General features: G+C 47.6%; 17 protein-coding genes and 4 pseudogenes. 7 read left to right on the forward strand and 14 right to left on the reverse strand.

The features are described from left to right. Positions 1-199 precede the first annotated feature (199 nt). From HV477_RS14660 to HV477_RS14680, 5 genes and pseudogenes are all read right to left on the reverse strand, one after another. Complete coding sequence (locus HV477_RS14660) at positions 200-688, reverse strand: hypothetical protein (protein WP_000545415.1); 489 nt, start codon at positions 686-688, stop codon at positions 200-202. Continuing rightward, positions 661-1,404 carry a transcriptional regulator gene (locus HV477_RS14665; protein ID WP_000081377.1) on the reverse strand — a complete coding sequence of 248 codons (744 nt, stop codon included), beginning with the start codon at positions 1,402-1,404 and terminating at the stop codon, positions 661-663. The genes HV477_RS14660 and HV477_RS14665 overlap by 28 nt, the downstream gene beginning before the upstream one ends. A 99-nt stretch (positions 1,405-1,503) precedes the next feature. Further along, positions 1,504-3,078: an EAL domain-containing protein gene (locus HV477_RS14670; RefSeq protein WP_079899093.1), complete on the reverse strand. Its 1,575-nt coding sequence runs from the start codon at positions 3,076-3,078 to the stop codon at positions 1,504-1,506. Between the two features lie 501 nt (positions 3,079-3,579). Beyond that, positions 3,580-3,880: pseudogene (locus HV477_RS14675) on the reverse strand (hypothetical protein). Beyond that, complete coding sequence (locus HV477_RS14680; protein ID WP_001005866.1) at positions 3,853-4,587, reverse strand: membrane protein; 735 nt, start codon at positions 4,585-4,587, stop codon at positions 3,853-3,855. The pseudogene HV477_RS14675 and the gene HV477_RS14680 overlap by 28 nt, the downstream one beginning before the upstream one ends. A gap of 663 nt (positions 4,588-5,250) precedes the next feature. Between HV477_RS14680 and HV477_RS14685 the strand changes: the two genes are divergently transcribed. From HV477_RS14685 to HV477_RS14710, 6 genes are all read left to right on the forward strand, one after another. After that, positions 5,251-5,787, forward strand: a complete 537-nt coding sequence (locus tag HV477_RS14685; protein WP_000062035.1) for a fimbrial protein — start codon at positions 5,251-5,253, stop codon at positions 5,785-5,787. Positions 5,788-5,848: 61 nt separating this feature from the next. Next, positions 5,849-6,610 (forward strand): fimbrial biogenesis chaperone StbB, encoded by a 762-nt coding sequence (gene stbB, locus HV477_RS14690; protein WP_023259181.1) that lies wholly within the window; start codon positions 5,849-5,851, stop codon positions 6,608-6,610. After that, positions 6,594-9,155, forward strand: a complete 2,562-nt coding sequence (locus tag HV477_RS14695; RefSeq protein ID WP_079899106.1) for a fimbrial outer membrane usher protein — start codon at positions 6,594-6,596, stop codon at positions 9,153-9,155. The genes stbB and HV477_RS14695 overlap by 17 nt, the downstream gene beginning before the upstream one ends. Before the next feature lie 4 nt (positions 9,156-9,159). Beyond that, positions 9,160-10,485 carry a fimbrial usher protein StbD gene (gene stbD / locus HV477_RS14700; protein WP_079899091.1) on the forward strand — a complete coding sequence of 442 codons (1,326 nt, stop codon included), beginning with the start codon at positions 9,160-9,162 and terminating at the stop codon, positions 10,483-10,485. Then, the gene (stbE, locus tag HV477_RS14705) at positions 10,451-11,209 is read left to right on the forward strand and encodes a fimbrial biogenesis chaperone StbE (protein WP_079899090.1); all 759 of its coding nucleotides are present in this window, start codon (positions 10,451-10,453) and stop codon (positions 11,207-11,209) included. Before stbD ends, stbE begins: the two co-directional genes overlap by 35 nt. A 138-nt stretch (positions 11,210-11,347) precedes the next feature. Then, the gene (locus HV477_RS14710; protein ID WP_001675688.1) at positions 11,348-11,620 is read left to right on the forward strand and encodes a hypothetical protein; all 273 of its coding nucleotides are present in this window, start codon (positions 11,348-11,350) and stop codon (positions 11,618-11,620) included. On the opposite strand, the gene HV477_RS14715 is transcribed toward HV477_RS14710, so the two are convergent. From HV477_RS14715 to HV477_RS14755, 9 genes and pseudogenes are all read right to left on the reverse strand, one after another. Beyond that, positions 11,565-12,530: a LysR family transcriptional regulator gene (locus HV477_RS14715; RefSeq protein WP_079899089.1), complete on the reverse strand. Its 966-nt coding sequence runs from the start codon at positions 12,528-12,530 to the stop codon at positions 11,565-11,567. The two genes, HV477_RS14710 and HV477_RS14715, sit on opposite strands and share 56 nt — an antisense overlap. 33 nt (positions 12,531-12,563) lie before the next feature. After that, positions 12,564-13,478: an alpha/beta fold hydrolase gene (locus HV477_RS14720; RefSeq protein WP_000105592.1), complete on the reverse strand. Its 915-nt coding sequence runs from the start codon at positions 13,476-13,478 to the stop codon at positions 12,564-12,566. After that, positions 13,478-14,356 (reverse strand): fumarylacetoacetate hydrolase family protein, encoded by an 879-nt coding sequence (locus tag HV477_RS14725; protein WP_000780210.1) that lies wholly within the window; start codon positions 14,354-14,356, stop codon positions 13,478-13,480. Before HV477_RS14725 ends, HV477_RS14720 begins: the two co-directional genes overlap by 1 nt. Before the next feature lie 14 nt (positions 14,357-14,370). Further along, complete coding sequence (leuD, locus tag HV477_RS14730; protein ID WP_000379343.1) at positions 14,371-14,997, reverse strand: 3-isopropylmalate dehydratase small subunit; 627 nt, start codon at positions 14,995-14,997, stop codon at positions 14,371-14,373. A gap of 1 nt (position 14,998) precedes the next feature. Beyond that, positions 14,999-16,420: a 3-isopropylmalate dehydratase large subunit gene (gene leuC, locus HV477_RS14735; RefSeq protein ID WP_001274854.1), complete on the reverse strand. Its 1,422-nt coding sequence runs from the start codon at positions 16,418-16,420 to the stop codon at positions 14,999-15,001. Between the two features lie 131 nt (positions 16,421-16,551). After that, positions 16,552-17,790: an MFS transporter gene (locus tag HV477_RS14740; RefSeq protein WP_077910630.1), complete on the reverse strand. Its 1,239-nt coding sequence runs from the start codon at positions 17,788-17,790 to the stop codon at positions 16,552-16,554. Between the two features lie 341 nt (positions 17,791-18,131). Continuing rightward, positions 18,132-18,455 (reverse strand): DUF1889 family protein, encoded by a 324-nt coding sequence (locus tag HV477_RS14745; protein WP_001573898.1) that lies wholly within the window; start codon positions 18,453-18,455, stop codon positions 18,132-18,134. A gap of 109 nt (positions 18,456-18,564) precedes the next feature. Further along, positions 18,565-18,640, reverse strand: a pseudogene (locus tag HV477_RS29040) (diol dehydratase reactivase ATPase-like domain-containing protein); the annotation flags it as partial. Next, positions 18,641-19,006: pseudogene (locus HV477_RS14755) on the reverse strand (diol dehydratase reactivase ATPase-like domain-containing protein); the annotation flags it as partial. Between the two features lie 109 nt (positions 19,007-19,115). On the opposite strand from HV477_RS14755, the pseudogene HV477_RS14760 reads away from it, so the two are divergent. Then, positions 19,116-19,780: pseudogene (locus HV477_RS14760) on the forward strand (IS3 family transposase); the annotation flags it as partial.

Here is a 19,780-nt window from a genome sequence, read left to right on the forward strand (position 1 = left end):
TGCTTCAGACCCGATCCTGGCATCGCATCCGTCAGGCGGACAGCGAGAGGTTATCAGCGAGTATCAGTCACCTCCTTGAAGAGTCAAAACTCATAAACAATTGTTTTTCATGTATTTTATTGATTATTGAGTTAACCTTTACCCTTGCGGAGGGCAATTTCGCAACTCGCTTTCTGACGCATTCAGACAACATTCAGATCTACTGCGCGGTACAAACGTTATAAAGCTGCCGATTAAGAGAATAAAAAAAGGTTTTCTCACCCACTTTAGATATTCGAATCTCATTAGCCGCTTCCGGATGCAGAACCCGTAAATATGATAACAGATCGCCAGCCGTGTCCGTGGCAAAGACTTTTACCTGGGATACTTCGAACGTATAAACACCAGGCGCTGTTCGATGTAAATTTTTCATATATACGTCCCGGTATAATATTTTTACACCGTTATCTTTTGTTTTTATTTCATATTGAAGCGTAATTCTCTTCATCTTAAAATCAAGAACAAGATTGCCATCGGCATGAATATCTTTAGGTTGTATCGTCGTTACCGTTCTTGTCGTACATAAAAATTCATTAGTATTAATAGAACTATGGTTACTGTTTCGTACCCAAACTACCATCAGTACGACTGAAACAGCCAGCATACCAAGCGTCGCCACGCTTAATAACGTTCTTTTATGGAAATGCATTTCGGCTCCGCTATATCAAGTTGGTTAAGACACTGGACAAAAATATTTGTATTAGGAACGCGAATGTAATAAATGATTTTTCCGTTTTGTTTATGTATTTCATTACTCATCTCAGAGTACGCTTCAACGATATCCGTCAGATGGGTTTTATCATGCCCGACACTATAAAAAGTGTATCCATCATACGAACCCTGGAGGGTAAAGTAATCAATATTTTCACCCTTAACTTTATACATCATAAAAAACATCAGAAGCGCGGCCAGGCAAAAGTAGAGCCAATCTTTTTTATTCACAGCGCCCGGTATTGGGGTAATAATAGTGTCATCGTGCCGCACTTCAACCGTCGATACTTCTGTTTCAGCAACAGCAGGCAACGGCGTATTTTGCGCCTCATCACTCAACGGTTCAATGGAAACTGAGAGTAAAACACCCACGCGAGGGCGAGTCACAACAGACGCCCCCTTAAGACCAATTTTATCAAATGACCCTCGTAGCTGGTTAATCAATTTATAATAACTGGCATCAGAGACTACGACACCTTTGCGCCCCCAGACATAGTTAATTAAATCATCTTTTTTAAAAAGGCCTTCATAAAAAGCGATAAGCAAACTGCGTTCCGATTCAGATATCGTTATCGACTCACCGGCGCAGGAAAGCGTCATTCGTTCACAATCAAGAATAACCCTTTTGTCAATCAGATAATTGTTCTGACTCATAAAAATATCCGCCCCAGTGCTATCACGTTTCTTCACGGCATAAACATATTACCAGGATATATCGTGCTATTGAATTTTTTTCCGTAGCGAGTTCCTGCATTATTCAGCCACCAGATCGCTCGCGGATCCGCTTTCCCCCTTGAGCAAACCATTTTGCCGCTGGGCTGACTTGCCAAGCCAACTCATAAAGTCATTAGTCCCCATCGGCCTGGCATAAAGAAATCCCTGAACGAATCCTACCCCGTGGCTTAAGATGTAACGCAATTGGTGCTGGGTACTGACCCCTTCGGCAACCACATTGAGTCCCAGTCGCTGACTCAGCGTAATGATAGTATCCAGGACAGGAACATCATCGCTGCTGGTATCAATGGTATCGATAAACGTTCTGTCTATTTTAAGAGAGTCTACAGGTAATTGCTGGAGATAGGAGAGGGAGCAATAGCCGGTCCCAAAATCATCAATCGCTATTAACACGCCTTTTTCACGGAGCGTTGAAAGTTTTTCTGCGACCTGTGAAGGTTCTACAATCAGGCTACGTTCGGTGAGCTCCAACATAAGCGTTATCGTTCCCAAACGAGTCCTGAGCGCCTCTATATCTTGTATAAAACCGTCATCCATAAGATGCGCAGGCGATATATTTACGCTGATATAGAAATCATCCGGTACAGTCCAATTTATCACGTCATGAGCAATCAGTTCGAACAGATGACGAGAGAGTGGAATAATCATGCCTTCATTTTCTGCGGCGGTAATAAAAATATCCGGGGTTATAAAACGGCCATCCGGTTGCGGCCAGCGCATTAGCGCCTCCACGCCGCCGCAACTACCGTGTTTAACATTAAAAACAGGCTGATAATGTACCGTAAACTCATTGTGCGTTATCCCCCTGGCAATCTCCCGGGCCAGAGATAAGCGTTTTAAATACCAGCGCCTGTAGAACAACATCATCCCTACAGAAAGACACAATGACAGCGGAACAAAAATAAAAAGGTTTTGTAACCAGTATGCCGATAACGTTGAGAAAGGGGTTCGCACCATCAGCTGGAGAGTGTGATCGGTTGAGGTGAAGCGCTGCGTTAAAAACGCCTTACCGCGCAACGTCGTAGCGCTGGTAATCGCCTCCCCTGTGCCGAATGTCAGGCTAAAGGCTGATGCTCTCTCTGCAGCCAATATCTCCATGAGCTCCTGGACATACTGCGAATCCACAATGACGAAGGCCGCTTTATTCGCTGCTACTTTTTTCACATAAACCACAACAAGGCGATCGGGTCCTTCGGCCATACTACCGATAGATCGCAACCACCGTTCCGGATAAGAAGCAGGTAAAGAAAGCCCTGCCAGCCGGGAAAAATGATAGCGTTCGGTTCCTGTGACAAAGGAGCAAGTGATATCACCATTTTCCAGAAACCCAATGTCACGTACATAAGGAGTGAAGGCCCGCGTTCTGGACAGTTCTTTCAGCGTATCAGTGCAGGAACTCTCAGCCAGTCTGGCGGCTTTTCCGGCGACTTGCCAGGAGGCGGCAGATATATCCGCGCTAAACCGCAGCAGCGTATTGGCGCTGACGGCGATATCTCGTTTTAGCTGGAAGATACCCGCGAGTAACCCCACCAATATCATTACGATCAGTGGAACGGCAATAAACAACATCAGAAATAGCTTTCTTACTTTCAAATCATTGCCCTCTTACCGGCCTTCCTTTTGCCACTGTACGCTTTTATAGGATAACTAAAGTAACATTAATATAGAAAAGCAATATTGAGAGATAGGTTATACGTTCTTAATGATAGCAAGATGGCACTCCCTGTGCCGAAAATAGACAAGAAAATATCAATACCCAACAGGTGCAGGATACTATCGTTAAAATAAGCGATAGCAGATATCTAAATTCAATATGTTAGCCAGATGCCAGGTTCGCTGCCTGATGAGGCATAACAATCACGGAACGAATTCCCATCAATACAGGGATTATTGGCTACAACTCAACGTTACTACTGGTGGTACACACATTATACAAATGTCGATTAAGCGAAAACATGTAGGTATTTTTCCCAATTTTGTCCATCTTTAACTCATTAATCGTACCAGGCTGTAACAGTCTCAACCAGGAAAACAAATCGCCAGCAGTATCAGACTCAAAGGTCTTAACTGAATTGACTTTAAAAGTAAATGTTTTCATACCCGTTCTGCGCAGTTTGCTGATGCAGATGTCACGAAAAAAAAGCCGCTTCTCTTTCGTATCGGTAGTAACATCGTAGTGTAGGGTAATCCTGCCGGATTTAAGATCCAGCACAAGTCCACCATCCATGTACAATTTTCGTGGTTCAATATACGCTTCTGATTTTGTCGTGCATATAAGATTATTGGTTCTATAAGAGTCACGATTCACCCACTCAAGCGCTATTACCGATCCGATTGCGACAATGGCGATAAATATTACAAATATAATCAGTAACGTTCTTTTACTGTAATACATTTTGGCACCGCCATTTCAACAGGATTTAAGCATTGCAGAAAAATATTCATATTTGGCTCCCTGATATAATAAAGATGGCGTCCATTTTGCCGGTAAATTTTAATTTTTAGAGAGTTAAAAGCAAAAACTACTTCACTTAATGTGACCTTATCCTCTTTTGTTTTATAGATTGCATAATCGTTATATTCGCCAAGATATGTAAAAAAACTATCAGGGCTGTTACGAACAGGCGCTTTATATATAGTAAATACACCATAGAGCAATGCCAGAAGAATGGCTCCTGTTAATACCACAAATACGCTGTGACGTTTAATTTTGTAAAATATATTCTCCCGAGTCGGGGTGCCTTTAACGTTTTCATCACTCACCTTTAGGGAGGTGATTTTTTTTATAGGTTCAATGGCAACAGACAGCGACACCCCCACCCGAGGGCGAGTTACGATGTCAGATGACTGTAGACCGATGCTACTAAAATCATTTCTCATTTGATTAATGAGTTTATAGTAACTTGATTCTGAGACGCAGCCTCCACGATTTTCCCAAACAAAATGAATAATATCTTCTTTTTTGTAAAGACCATGCCAAAAAGCAAGAAGCAGATGGGTCTCAGCTTCTGATATTCTGATTATCTCATTACCATGCGATAAGGTCATCTTCGTACTATCAAATACAACACGCTTATCAAGTAAAAATATGCTTTCATTCATGACAATCCTAAAGGTAACTGCATCCATCATTCAGACGACATATTATCATGCTCAAAAAAGAATTCAGCCCCCTAATTAACCTGAGTTTAACTTATAAGTCTCACTTATAGTAAACAATAATTGACACAAGTATTACCTGCACATTACAAATCAAACAGTTATAGGTAAATCTGAACACTTTTCTTTACCTTAACGCAAACTCAGGAAACTTCTGAAAGGCCAAAAGTAAGAAAAAAGTAAGACTAATTATACTGTTTCAGAAGCACATTTCAGAAAATTTACCTTAATCTCACCATCGTATTATCCATCGGGAGGTTTAACTGATACGGATTTTACATAGCAAAAATGTGCAGGTTTGTATTGCAACATAGTCTATCTATTCAGACGCGGAGAGAATTGTTATCGGATTACACTCAATCAAATGATAACACTATCAGTTGTACTAATGAGATGTATGGACGAAAGCGCTTATCGCTCTATTTCATGATAAGAGAAATAAGTCTGTTTGTTTTATATCGCATTATCAATAGTCAGGAGGGTATAGCTCACATCCAAAAATAGAGTTAATGATCGTTATTTTTACCACTCCTCCATAAGCACGAAACATTCGGGCGAGTTGCACTCGTCCTGAAAAAGTAAAGATTAATACAGGAACATTATCATATGTCTATGAAAAAGTATTTAGCAATGATCACAGGCTCGCTTCTTGTCTCCAGCAGCGCGATGGCTGTTTCTGATAACACCATCACCTTTCAAGGGGAAGTCTCTGATGAAACATGCTCTGTCGTGATTAATGGTAATCAGGCTAAACCCGTCGTGTTATTACCAACAGTAAGTACTAAAGATTTATCAGAACAAGGGAAAACCGCGGGGCCAATAACGTTTGATATTGGGCTGTCCGGGTGTACCGGCTCTCAGGACAAAACAACAAAAATTTCCACTGTCTTTGTCGGTAATCAGGTCACCAGTAACGGTAACCTGGGTAATACTGGCAGCGCGAAAAATGTTGAAGTCCAATTACTCGACACTTCAGGGGAGCCAATCAATCTGACCGGCGGCTTTACTGGCGACGGCGACCTACAGCTGGAACCAAATGCTTCTGAAGCGAGCGCGACTTATACCGCGCGGTATTACTCTACCGGGAAAGCAGAGGCTGGGACAGTCGCTGCCACCCTTCAATACGCCGTTTCGTATAAATAATTGTCGCTACGGTCTGGCGTTGAAACGCCAGACCATTTTCAATCGCCAGGGAGTTGTTGAGATGAAAATGGATACCCGACATTCCGCATTATATTACTTAATAGTTTTTCTATTGCTGGCCCTACCCGCCACAACATCGTGGGCGAGCGTTACTATTTTGGGTAGCCGAATAATTTACCCATCAACAGCCTCCTCCGTAGATGTGCAGTTAAAAAATAATGATGCAATACCTTATATCGTACAAACCTGGTTTGACGATGGCGATATGAATACCAGCCCGGAAAATAGCAGCGCGATGCCGTTTATTGCCACGCCGCCAGTATTTCGTATTCAACCCAAAGCAGGCCAGGTGGTACGTGTAATTTATAACAACACGAAAAAATTGCCGCAGGATCGTGAGTCAGTATTCTGGTTTAACGTATTACAGGTACCACCAACGAATATTGGCAGCGACAGTGGGCAAAATAAAATGTTGGTGATGCTGCGCTCAAGAATAAAACTTTTCTATCGTCCTGACGGGCTAGGCAAACCTGATAATCTGGCGAAAAAATTACAGATTAAAACGGTAAATAAGGGTTCCGGAAAAAGCGGTATTGTTATTGTTAATCCGCAGCCCTGGTTTGCCTCTTTAAGTAACCTGAATGTAAAAGTGAACGGCGCTTCGTATAACCTGGATGCTGACATGATTGCCCCTTTCTCCAGTCAAACCTGGTGGCTGCCGGGCAAACGGTCACTCAAATCCTTCTCCGGAACAGTCACCGTTACTTTGGTTAACGACCTGGGCGCAAGGATAAGCGAGAGCTATGATGTCCCCCACCATTAATTTGAACCGCAAAAGCCTTGCGCTATTGATCGCCATAGTTTGCTCAGGCTCCGCGCAAGGTGAAGAGTATTATTTTGATCCTGCGCTACTTCAGGGGGCCACTTACGGACAAAATATTGCCCGTTTTAATGAACAGCAAACGCCTTCCGGAGACTATCTTGCCGACGTTTACGTTAATGGCACGCTGGTAACAGCGAGCACTAATATTCGATTTAATGCTGTAAAAGAGGGTCAACAGACTGAACCCTGTCTGCCCTTATCGGTGATGAAAGCGGCACAGATAAAATCACTCCCCGCGACCGACGCTGCGACCGAGTGTCGCCCGCTCAGGGAGTGGGTGCCTCATGCCGGTTGGCAATTTGATAGCGCCACGCTTCGCCTGTTGCTGACGATTCCAATGACCGAACTTACGCACAAACCGCGCGGTTATATCTCCCCTTCAGAGTGGGATAGCGGCGCGCTGGCGCTGTTTTTACGCCATAACACAAACTGGACCCACACCGAAAATACCGACAGCCATTATCGCTACCAATACTTATGGAGCGGTTTAAACATGGGCGTTAACCTCGGACTTTGGCAGGTCCGTCATCAAAGTAATCTGCGCTATGCCAATAGCAGCCAGAGCGGAAGCGCCTGGCGCTATAATACCGTTCGAACCTGGGTGCAAAGACCTGTCGCATCTATTAACAGTATCCTGTCGCTGGGCGATAGCTATACGGACTCCAGCTTATTCGGCAGTCTGTCCTTTAACGGAGTTAAGCTTGTCACCGACGAGCGGATGCGCCCTCAGGGCAAACGCGGTTATGCGCCGGAAGTTCGGGGCGTAGCGGCCAGTAGCGCGCACGTGGTAGTAAAACAACTGGGGAAAGTGATTTATGAAACCAACGTTCCGCCGGGCCCATTTTATATTGACGATCTGTACAACACCCGTTATCAAGGCGATCTGGAGGTAGAGGTTATCGAGGCCAGCGGTAAAACCTCACGTTTCACCGTGCCTTATTCTTCCGTGCCGGATTCGGTACGTCCCGGTAACTGGCACTATTCGCTGGCCTTCGGCAGGGTTCGTCAGTACTACGATATTGAAAATCGTTTCTTTGAGGGAACGTTCCAGCACGGCGTTAATAACACCATTACCCTCAACCTCGGTTCACGAATTGCGCAGCGTTACCAGGCATGGCTGGCGGGCGGCGTCTGGGCCACCGGTATGGGCGCGTTCGGCCTCAACACCACCTGGTCGAATGCGCGCGCAGAGCATAACGAGCGCCAACAAGGCTGGCGCGCGGAACTCAGTTACAGCAAAACGTTTACCACCGGCACTAACCTGGTACTGGCGGCTTATCGCTATTCAACCAACGGCTTTCGCGATCTTCAGGACGTGCTCGGCGTACGCCGGGAAGCAAAAACGGGGATTGATTACTACTCCGACACGCTGCATCAGCGCAATCGCCTGTCCGCGACGGTAAGCCAGCCGTTAGGACAGCTTGGCACGCTTAACCTCAGCGCCAGCACCGCAGACTACTACAATAACCAATCGCGTATAACACAGCTACAAATGGGATATAGCAACCAGTGGCGGAATATAAGCTACGGGGTGAATATCGCACGACAGCGCACCACCTGGGATTACGATCGCTTTTATCACGGCGTTAACGAACCACTGGACGTGAGTAGCCGACAAAAATATACCGAAACCACAATGTCGTTTAATGTCTCTATACCGCTGGATTGGGGCGAAAACAGAACGTCTGTCGCCATGAATTATAACCAGTCCAGTCAAAGCCGTTCCTCAACCGTATCTATGACCGGCAGTAGCGGTGAAAACAGCGACCTGTCATGGTCGGTTTATGGCGGCTACGAGCGTTATCGCAATAGTAATAGCGATAGCAGCGCGCCAACGACGTTTGGCGGTAATCTACAACAGAACACCCGGTTTGGCGCACTTCGCGCCAACTATGACCAGGGTGATAACTATCGTCAGGAAGGGCTGGGCGCGTCCGGCACCCTGGTTCTTCACCCTGGCGGTCTGACGGCTGGCCCCTATACCAGCGATACCTTTGCGCTTATTCATGCCGATGGCGCGCAGGGCGCGATCGTACAAAATGGCCAGGGCGCTGTGGTTGATCGCTTTGGTTACGCCATTCTGCCTTCGTTATCTCCTTACCGCGTCAATAACGTTACGCTCGATACCCGTAAGATGCGCAGCGATGCCGAACTGACGGGAGGAAGTCAGCAGATTGTGCCCTATGCCGGCGCCATCGCGCGTGTCAATTTCGCCACTATCAGCGGCAAAGCAGTGCTGATCTCCGTGAAGATGCCGGATGGCGGCATACCGCCAATGGGCGCTGATGTTTTCAACGGTGAAGGCACAAACATCGGCATGGTCGGCCAGAGTGGGCAGATTTATGCCCGTATCGCCCATCCGTCGGGTTCTCTACTGGTGCGCTGGGGAACAGGGGCAAACCAGCGTTGCCGGGTTGCCTACCAACTCGATCTTCACACCAAAGAACCGTTTCTCTATCTGAACAAAATCTGCGAGAAGGAATAGCACAATGCTTTTTAGTTTCCGAACGCTATTGTTTATCACCAGCCTGTTCGTCAGCGCCGGAACATGGTCGTCATGTATCAAAGTCACCGATAAGAGCGCGCTCTCTGACGCGGCGATAAAAGCGGGCTACACGGCGCAAAACTGGATCGGCGCAACTGACACGAATACCGGTAATATCGGTTTGCCAACGGTGATTAGCATCAGTAATAGTGAAACATTTCAACCCTCCGGCACACTATTGGCCAGTGGGATCGGTAACTTCCTGACGGCTGCCACCGGCACGCCCTATTCCAGTAAACAGGTACTTTACCGCTGCGATTCCGCCGATGCCGGGAAGCTCTATGAGATGTATTCGACAAATGGCGATAGCGCTTTTGCGGGGGCATTTTTTACTCCCGAAGTAGAAGGCGCTTATTATGATGTGGAGCGTAATGTTGCTGTCCGTATGACAAACCTCAGTACCGGCGAATATTACAGCCGTTTCTGGAAAGAACGCCAACTTACCGCAGACAGTTGGTTTCAGGATGACAAATATATTTATATTCCTGCCAGCGCGTTTAGCAACGTGCTATATGAGATGTTTAAAATTGACTCAAGAAAATATTTTGCCTACCAGAATCCAATGGACCGAGATACCTGGACGCAGCCTCGGGGTTATATCGCGTTTAAAGGCCCAGGCTTGATTACCGAGCGGATCAAAGCGGGACTGGATCATGCCAGCGATTATTATGGCTGGCCCAGCTATTGGCCCGGGGCATGGAGTACATATAATAGCGTCACCTATGTTCGCGGCGCGTTATGTAAAATCACAGATTATCCTGCGATCGTGAAAATTCCCCCTGTCGCCGTCGGCATATTAGCCGCCGGAGGCAATAGCCAGGCGCCTTTCCACGTCAGTCTGGAATGTGAGTCCGGCGCCGTGTCCAGTGCCTTCCCGTCCACCAGCGCCGCTAATGTCGCAATGGGGTTTGTCGTTAATCAACCCACCGCCGTGGCGGCGGCGCGTCGCCTGGGGCTAACCACATCCGCAGGCGGCCTGTCGTGGCTACTGGACACCCATTATGGCGAACCTGGCGTAGCTTCCGGAGTGGGTATCCGCATCTATAACGATGCCGGTACGCCAATTAACCTGTTACCCGATCGGATCAAGACAGGCACCGGCAACGCCCGAGGCTGGTATGGCTATAAAGATTTAACCACACGGGTATCATCCGGTTCAGTAGAAACCTATAGCGGTGATTTTACTGCCTCGCTTGAGGCGATCGGCGGACAAACAGTAACGGCAGGAAGCGTGAATGCGCAATTACAGGCAGTGGTTAGTTTTCAGTAAAGTCATATTAACGCTACTTGGGTTGACGGGATGGTATGGCCCGGCTCAAGCCGCCGTTAATATTGACAGAACCCGAATTATTTTTGCTTCAGATGATGTCGCTCAATCGTTGACATTATCCAACGATAATACAACGCCGATGCTGTTACAGGTATGGACCGACGCCGGAAACATTGACGCCTCTCCGGATAATAGCAAAACGCCGCTGGTGGCGCTGCCGCCGGTATTTAAAATGCAGCCAGGAGAACTGAGAACGCTTCGCCTGCTCCTGAGTTCCCGCCAGCAGCTGGCAACGGACCGGGAGAGTCTCTTCTGGCTAAACATTTATCAGATACCGCCACTCCCCCATGACATTAAAAACCACCCGCGAAAACTGGTATTACCGCTTCGTTTGCGACTAAAAATTTTAATTCGCCCGACCGGATTAAAAGCGCCCACGGAAGCGGAGGAGAAAAAATTACGCTTTATTGCTAAAGAGAATACTATACGGATAGTTAACCCCACCTCGTGGTATATGAGTTTAACGTTAACGATGGATAACAAGAAAAGTATCGGCGATATCATGGTTGCGCCGAAAACAGCATTTGATGTGCCGCTAACACACTCGCTAACGCCGGGAGCATCGATAAATTATGCAGTAATCAACGACTCCGGGAACTGGCGACAATATACCGCCATACTGGAAAAATATATTAGTGAGAGTGATTTTACTCCTGAGTTTTGATGGGAAATATTCAGGGATACGATCGTATCCCTGAGGATTGTTATGGAGTGAGTGTGTGATACTTACAATGCCATCCAGCCGATACCAATAGAATTCTCAACCTCCGATAATCGTCACCCAAAAATCAGGTGATAAAATATGACGTTAAAACCAGGTGAGAAATCCGGTAATAATGGAGGTATCTATGTGGAGGTTGGGCCGCGTGGTGGGATAAAAGATAACTTCGCCACGATAGCGGAAACAAAACCGCGCCACCAACGCAACGCCCTAAAAGCTACTGGGTGCTGGCAAAAAGAACACCTAACAGTAAACGTAAGTCAGAGCATCTGGCGCCACGACAGTTGGCGCCGACTGATCACAGTACGCCCGGTGCTTTACCGCCTGGCAAGCATTGTGCAAGATGCTCCGTGAGGAAATCGATGCAGATTTTGATACGATCAGAACTTGATGAACGCCGGGTATATACAGCCCAGATATTCGCTTCCTGATACCACTGAGGCAACACGCGAACCAGCTCACCTCGTTCCATATACTGCGCAACATCCCATTCCGACCGCAATGTAATGCCATGGCCTTTCAGGGCCCAAATAAGCACCACACTGCCGCTGTTGGAAGAATGAAAACCGTTTAGTCGGCAATGTGTCTGCTGCTTACCGTCCGTTAATATCCAATTGCCAAATGCCGAGTTTTTTTCCTGAATCATTAGGCAATCGTGCTGCACAAGCGCACTAACAGACTCTGGCTTGCCGTGGCGTTCGAGGTATTCAGGGGAAGCACACAGGATCCGTCGATTAGTGGCTAACTGCCGTGCGATATACAATTCGTTGATGTCATCCCCAACACGAATTTCAATATCGACTCCCTCTTCTACAAGATCCACTTCACGATCCGTTAGCGTGAGTTTTACCGTAATATCAGGATAGGCGATCATAAATGACGACAGCGCCTCTGCGACATATTTATGCCCAAAACCAAATGAGCAGTTGATGGTGATATTACCAGCCAACACACCACGTTGATTATCCAAACGACTGACAAAGCCATCCATTTCACTGACGACCTGCATAGCCCCACCCAGCGCATTTTCGCCTTCCGGTGTGAGACGCATCACTCTGTTATTTCGAAAAAAAAGCCGGGCGTTGAGACATTTTTCAAGGATAGCGATACGTTTGCTGATATAGGAGGGAGATAACCCCAGCTCCAGCGCTGCCCGGGCAAATCCACCGTTGCGAGCAACGGTGACAAAAACGAAAAGATCTTCAACAGAAGGCCAGCCCTCAAGGGGCTGGCGATGTTTTTTTCCTACAGGTGTCGTTTTCATAGCATCAGTGCGAAGTTGCAAAGGATGACCGAGTTATAACACTGAATGTAAAAAGGACTGAAGTTTCTGGATAAAGTACTCAGGACACTCTTCCTGCGGGGAGTGTCCGCAAGGCAATGCTTCCCCCTGAACGTTTAGCGCCTTTTCTTTCCAGGTACCAACCACATCATATAGTTGCCCTACCGTTCCCAGCCCTCCCCACAGCAACTGTAACGGACACCGGATACGCGCCGACGTATCTGCGGCATCATCGTCCAAATCAATCGTCGCAGCAGCCCGGTAGTCCTCACAGATCGCGTGGATCATCTCAGGGTTCTGGTAACAGCGCAGGTATTCATTGAATGCTTCCTGCGAGGTCGCGCCCTCTATTTTTAGCTGGCCAGAAATATGCTTACGCAGAAAAAATGCCGGATCGTGCGCAATCATCGTTTCGGGTAACGGGAAAGGTTGAATCAGGAAAAACCACCAAAAGTAACGCGTAGCAAAGGATTTATCGGTCAAGGCGTACATCGTCGCGGTTGGAGCAATGTCGATAAAAGTACAACAGGTCACACGATCCGGATAATCCAGCGCGAGCCTGTGTCCTACGCGTCCGCCACGATCATGCCCTACAAAGGCAAAACGGGAAAAGCCGAGCGCATCCATTAACATGACGATATCCTGCGCCATGGTGCGCTTTGAATAGGTACGGTGCGCCGGATCGCTCGTTGGTTTATCGCTGTCGCCATAGCCACGCAAATCCGGCAAAATGACTGTATGATTTTGCGCCAATGTCGGTGCGACTTTCCGCCATGTTGTATGATTCTGCGGATGCCCATGTAGCAGTACCAAAGGTGAACCGCTGCCTCCGATAGCCACTCTTACCGTCAGACCATTTTCCAGACGAACATCCTTGAGCGCAAACCCCGGAATAAACGGAGAGGCGCCGCATTCAATCAGTGTACTCATCACTTTCTCCCGTCATGCCAGCTAACAGATGATGTTAAATAACGGCTATCCCGGACGACATTGCGCAGGGTTCCAATATGTTCAATCTCAACTTCAATAACATCACCATCGTGTAAAAACAGCGGTGGAACGCGTTTTTTGCCCACTCCACCAGGCGACCCTGTGAGGATCGTGTCGCCAGGGGAAAGCAGAGTAAAGGTGCTTATATAAGCAATGAGTGAAGCGATAGGATGGATCATATTTGCCGTAGATTCGTTCTGCACCTCCCGCCCGTTTAGTCGTGTCAGTAAACGTAGCATCTGGGGATCGGGAATGTCGTCTGTGGTCACCAGACACGGACCGAATGATCCTGTCGAAGGCCAGTTTTTTCCAGCCGTAAACCAGCTATGCTGCCAGTCCCTCACTGAACCATCCATATAGCAGCTGTATCCGGCGACATAATCTAAAGCATCCTCAGCGCTGACCCGGGAGCATCGCCGCCCAATCACTACGGCTAATTCACCTTCGTAGTCGAACTCATTGGTATTTTCAGGCTTCAGCAGCAGGCCATTATGCCCGGTCTGAGAATCCGCAAAGCGGACAAAAAGGGTTGGGGCCGGGTTGGTTTCATTAAACTCAATACGCTTATCGGCATAATTCATTCCGACACAGATGATCTTCTGCGGATCGTCAATCACCGGCAGAAAAGTGACTTCCTGGTAGTAATAATCCGCCGGCTCATCACACCATAACGCCGCATCCGTCAGCGCATTAGCGCACAGTAGAGATTTCAAAGTGGGATATTTGTCGCCAAGCCGCTGCGAGAGATCAATTATTCCGGTTTCCTGCATAATGCCGTAGCGTTTGCCACCGTTCACAAGATATTGAACCAGTTTCATTGCAGTCTTCTTCCTTAACCGCGCGGGGATGCAGGGCGTTTTAACCACGGCCGCCGTGAATAATGCGCAACCTCAAAATTTTCAATCTCCGGCAAGTATTGCAATGTCCAGGCTATCGCATCTTCGCCTGCGGCCAGCATCGCCCGTTTGAGTTCACTGATCACAAAGGAGATCGTTTCCTCTGCCGTCGTAATTTCGCAGCGATCGAGTGAAACAGTGATAGAATTGGTATCAGCACTCGCGGCAAGCTGCGCCAGGCGCGCCAAAGCAGGTTCATCTAATGAGACCGTGAGGATCCCGTTGCGTTGGCAGTTATCATCGAAAATGCCTGCAAATGTGCTACCTATCAGCCCCCGTACTCCCAGTTGTTTTAATCCCCATACGGCGTGTTCACGACTCGATCCACAGCCAAAATTGGGGCCAACCAGCAGGAATGTCGCGCTCTGCCAACCCGGCATGTTCAGAATAAAATCAGGATTTGGTTGGCCGCCAGCCATAAAGCGACGATCGAAAAACACCCCTTTATCCAGCCCCTGGCGATCGATCCCTTTCAGGAACTGTTTTGGCATAATCACATCAGTGTCGATATTCGGTTCCAGCATCGGCGCAATTCGCCCGCTGATTTGCTTAAACGTATCCATCTTATTCCCCTGCCTGAAGTAATGACCGAACATCGACCAGATGCCCCGCTACCGCCGCCGCCGCAACCATCGCCGGGCTCATCAAATGCGTTCTTGCTCCAGCGCCCTGTCGTCCAGGGAAATTACGGTTCGTACCTGATGCACAGCGATCGCCGGGCGACAACACATCTTCATTCATCGCAAGGCACATTGAGCAACCCGACTGCCGCCATTCAAAACCGGCAGCAATAAAGATTTTCGCCAGTCCTTCTTCTTCCGCCTGGCGTCTTACCATTGTTGAACCAGGCACAATGATCCCGCGAACATGGCTGGCGATTTTGCGCCCTTCAAGCACCTTCGCAACGGCACGCAAATCCTCAATGCGACCATTTGTGCATGAACCAATAAAAGCGTGAGAGATACGAATATCTTTCAGCAACATGCCAGCCGTTAATCCCATGTAATGAAGGGCCTTCTCAAGCGCCAGGCGCTTAAGCGGATTGGTTTCCTGTTCCGGGAAAGGGACACGTCCGGTGATGGAACCTGTTTGATCCGGACTGATTCCCCAGGTGACTTTAGGCTCAAGATCATGGCAGTTGATCGCCACCGTCTTATCAAATACCGCATCAGCATCGCTGCTCAACTGTGACCATTCCAGCAATGCCTGCTGCCAGAGTTCACCTACAGGCATTTGCGGTTTACCGTAGATATAGTCAAAAACCTTTTTATCCGGCGCAATAATGGCACCACGCGCCCCCGCTTCTACCGCCATGTTGCAGAGCGTCATTCGTCCTTCAACGCTCAACGCGCTGATGGCCTCACCCACAAATTCAATGGCATATCCCGTCGCGCCATCAGCGCCAATACGTTCAAGCAATTCAAGAACAATATCTTTTGCGGAACAGGCGAAAGGTAGCTCTCCCTGAACACTTACGCGCATGGTTTTGAGCTTGCGGTAAACCAGCGTCTGCGTGGCCAGCAGATGTTCAATTTCCGACGTCCCGATACCAAAGCCCAGCGCGCCAAATGCACCGTAGGTTGTCGTGTGACTATCCCCGGCGGCGATCACCATGCCAGGCATCACTAGCCCTTGTTCATGAGCAACCACGTGTTCAATCCCCTGACGCGGATCCAGCACATCAAATAATGTGATGCCAAAGTCAGCGGCATTTTCCCGAAAGTAATCAACCTGTAGCTGTCCTCCCGGATCGGTCATTAAGTCATCCCGTTGCGACCGCGTAGGATTAACATGGTCAATATTCAATAAAAACGTGTCGGGGTGCCGAACGGTGCGGCCGCGTTCTCTTAACCCGCTAAATGCCTGCGGGCTGGTATATTCATTCAGTATTGAACGATCAATATAAAGTAAAACATGTCCTTCGTTATCAAGTTCACGAATGGTATGTGACTCAACTAATTTTTCATACAGCGTTTTAGCAGACATATATATTCCTGGAGCAACGAATATCCGGGTAGCCAAATATTCACAATTTAAGCTTTTAGCTATAGTGACACATTAATGAAAAAATGATGATTCCATTATGGAAAGTATAAAAACACACTTCGTGTCTATAATCAGAAACTCTCCTGAACTGACTGTTTTTTGATTTGCGGTTGTTTCTCATATTTTGCGAAAATAAACCGGCAGATAAATAATCCTATCCCCAGCATCATCAGACATGATGCCGCAATAGCATTCCATCCCTGCCAGGAGAAAAGATACCCGTTTAAATACCCCATTACTGCACCGCCAGCGTAGTAGCAAAGCAGATAAAACGATGTCGCCTGTCCTTTTGCGTTTGGACTCCGTGAACTGACCCAGGCTAATACGGTGGAATGAGCAGAGAAAAATGCGACTGACAGTAAAACGATACCTGAAATGAAAACCCACAGAGAAGGGGCGATTAGCGTGAGAAATGCACCGACCATCATACAGATGATCAGCATACTGAGCGCATTCATCGACCCAATATTCAACGCGACACGGGCAGCATATGGCGCAAGAAAAAAAGTTAATGAGAAGCTAACTGGAATCAAACCTATCCAGGTGTAGCTCAGCTCATAAGGCGGTCGATGCAGGTAAAACGCCAGAAAATTAAAGATGGATGTAAAAGAGCCGAAAAGAATAAATCCAATGACAAAACATAATGATACGCGGATATTCTTAAAATGTTCCAACCCGCCTTTCAACACTGCACCAAGCTGTAGTGAAGGTGTAGGAACAAACTGTCGGGATGTCGGGAGAAACAACTTCACCGCGAGTGCCATAGCAATCAGAACACCACCGAAGATAAAGAAAATCGTATCTATAGATACATGCTCCATCATCAAAGTTGCAAACACACGACCAGACATACTCCCTAGCGAATTGCCAAAAATAAAATATCCAGTAACAATCCCTGCCAAAGCAGGAGAGACTTCTTCACTGATATAGACTGTAACGGCCGCCGTAATACCACTTACTGCAATGCCGAGCAAAGCGCGGTATACCACCAGCATCGGCCATGATGATGCAGTTGCGCACAATAGAGTTAAAATACCTCCTGCCAGCAACGAATAAAAAATGATTGGCTTTCGCCCAAAACGGTCAGATAACGTGCCGCTAAATAACATGGCTAATGCCAGAAACCCCACCTCAGCAGACAAAATCATCCCTACCTGATTCAATGGGATATTATAAACCTCACTTAACTTTGGTAATAAAGCCTGGATTGAATATAAAGAAGCTAACTCTGCCAAACCCGCCAGAGGTAATATCATTAAAATAGGCAAGTACTTACCTATTGTCTCTTCAATATTATTTTTCATACACAATGTTCCGTAAAAGATCCTGAGTGCCATCTGCCTGTTTGCCAACAAGCATCCGTGTATACAATATTTATCTTTTACGTTTACAGAATTGACAGCGTTCACATTTTATTTTTCTTAATAGAGACAAAACGGAATCAAGTGTTTTATGAAATGTAGATCATCTAAGAATGACGCGGTAATGGCAACGTAGTAAGTTATGAACTATATATTTATTCAATAAATATATAGACATTAATTTGACGAAAAGAAATGAATCGGCAGTCCAAAACTGTCACTGGCAACCCCTTCTGGACGCCGCCATCCTTAGATGGAAACGTCCGTTAGCGTTTTATTCGATAGTCAGCTCACACGAGTTCTTTGAGCTGCTCCTGCATATAGGTCGAAAAATACTCTGGGTTTTTGATAAGGATGCGGTTACCGGAGGCGACTTTTTCTGCCCATCCGGCCACTTTTTTCGTGAACTCAGGATTCCATCCCTCCTGCTCACCCCGTGCCATCACAACTTCCGGACTCGCTGGCACACCTAAGTCATGCAAATACTTTAGAATTCCCTTAGCGGTGCTTTCATCCATTGAATGGGGCACTGACGCCGAAGTGTTCATACCACCAATAAAATCCAAGGCTTTTTCAATTGCTGTTGGCATGCTCTTATCCTTAAAATTAACCACGTGAGAGACACCTTGATACTATGTACCCAACTCCGCCGGGATATCAAAGAGAACATCGCCTTTCTTTGACTTACCCCGCAGCTAAACGCTTGCGCGGCTGTTTTCTGCACTATTTTTTGGCTTCTCCGGCTAAAACCAGCCCGGTCGCTACCGCATTGCGCGGGCCTTCAGTACCACAGATATTACCCTGCCCGGCGACAACGCCGTACTACGCCATCGTTATTGATAATGGCGGCATCGGTGGATCCTGCGCCTAAATCGAGGATCGCCAGCGGCGCGGCGCATCCAGGCGTCGTTAACGCGCCAGCCACAGCCATGTTGGCTTCCACACCACCGACTTCAACTGGGGTATTTAACCGGGCGCTTAGCTCGCTGGCGATAGCCTGCATCTGTAAGCGATCGGATTTCACCATCGCCGCAATGCCAACGGCGTTTTCCATTGAACATTCCCCGGCAATGCCACCCTGTACCGCGCGGGGAATAAACGTATCCACCGCAAGAAGATCCTGGATATGCACGGCGTTCATGTCATGACTGGTCAGCGAGGCCATTGATCTTACCCAGCAATAGTGGACACGCGACTAAGTGAGTAAACTCACAAGTAAGAGGTGACTCACATGACAAAACCAGCATCAACCACCAAAAAGCCACGCAAGCAGCACACGCCTGACGGATGAGCTTCGTGCTCAGGGTTACCAGTTCAACGTGAAAACCGTGGCGGCCAGCCTGCGTCGGCAGGGGCTGCGGGCGAAAGCCTCGCGCCGGTTCCGTCCGGTCAGTTACCGCAAACATGGTCTGCCAGTCTCAGAGAATCTGCTGAAGCAGGACTTTTACGCCAGCGGCCCGAATCAGAAGTGGGTGGGTGACATCACGTATCTTCGCACTGGTGAAGGCTGGCTTTATCTGGCCGTGGTTATCGATCTGTGGTCGCGGTCAGTCATTGGCTGGTCGATGTCCTCGCGGATGACAGCACAGCTTGCCTGCGATGCGTTACAGATGGCGCTGTGGCGGCGTAAATGTCCGGAAAATGTCATCGTGCAGACAGAGGCGGTCAGTACTGTTCAACGGATTACCAGAGCTTACTGAAACGCCATAATCTGCGGGGAAGTATGAGCGCCAGAGGTTGTTGTTACGACAATGCCTGTGCGGAAAGCTTCTTGCATACGCTGAAGGTGGAATGTATCCACGGAGAGGACTTTGTCAGCCGGGAAATAATGCGGACAGCAGTGTTTAATTATAGTGAGTGTGATTACAATCGGTGGCGTCGTCACAGTGCCTGTGGCGGTCTCAGTCCGGAACAATTTGAAAACCAGAACCTCGCTTAG

Origin of the sequence: Salmonella sp. SG203, assembly GCF_013350575.1 — a bacterium.
In the GTDB taxonomy this organism is placed as follows: domain Bacteria; phylum Pseudomonadota; class Gammaproteobacteria; order Enterobacterales; family Enterobacteriaceae; genus Salmonella; species Salmonella enterica.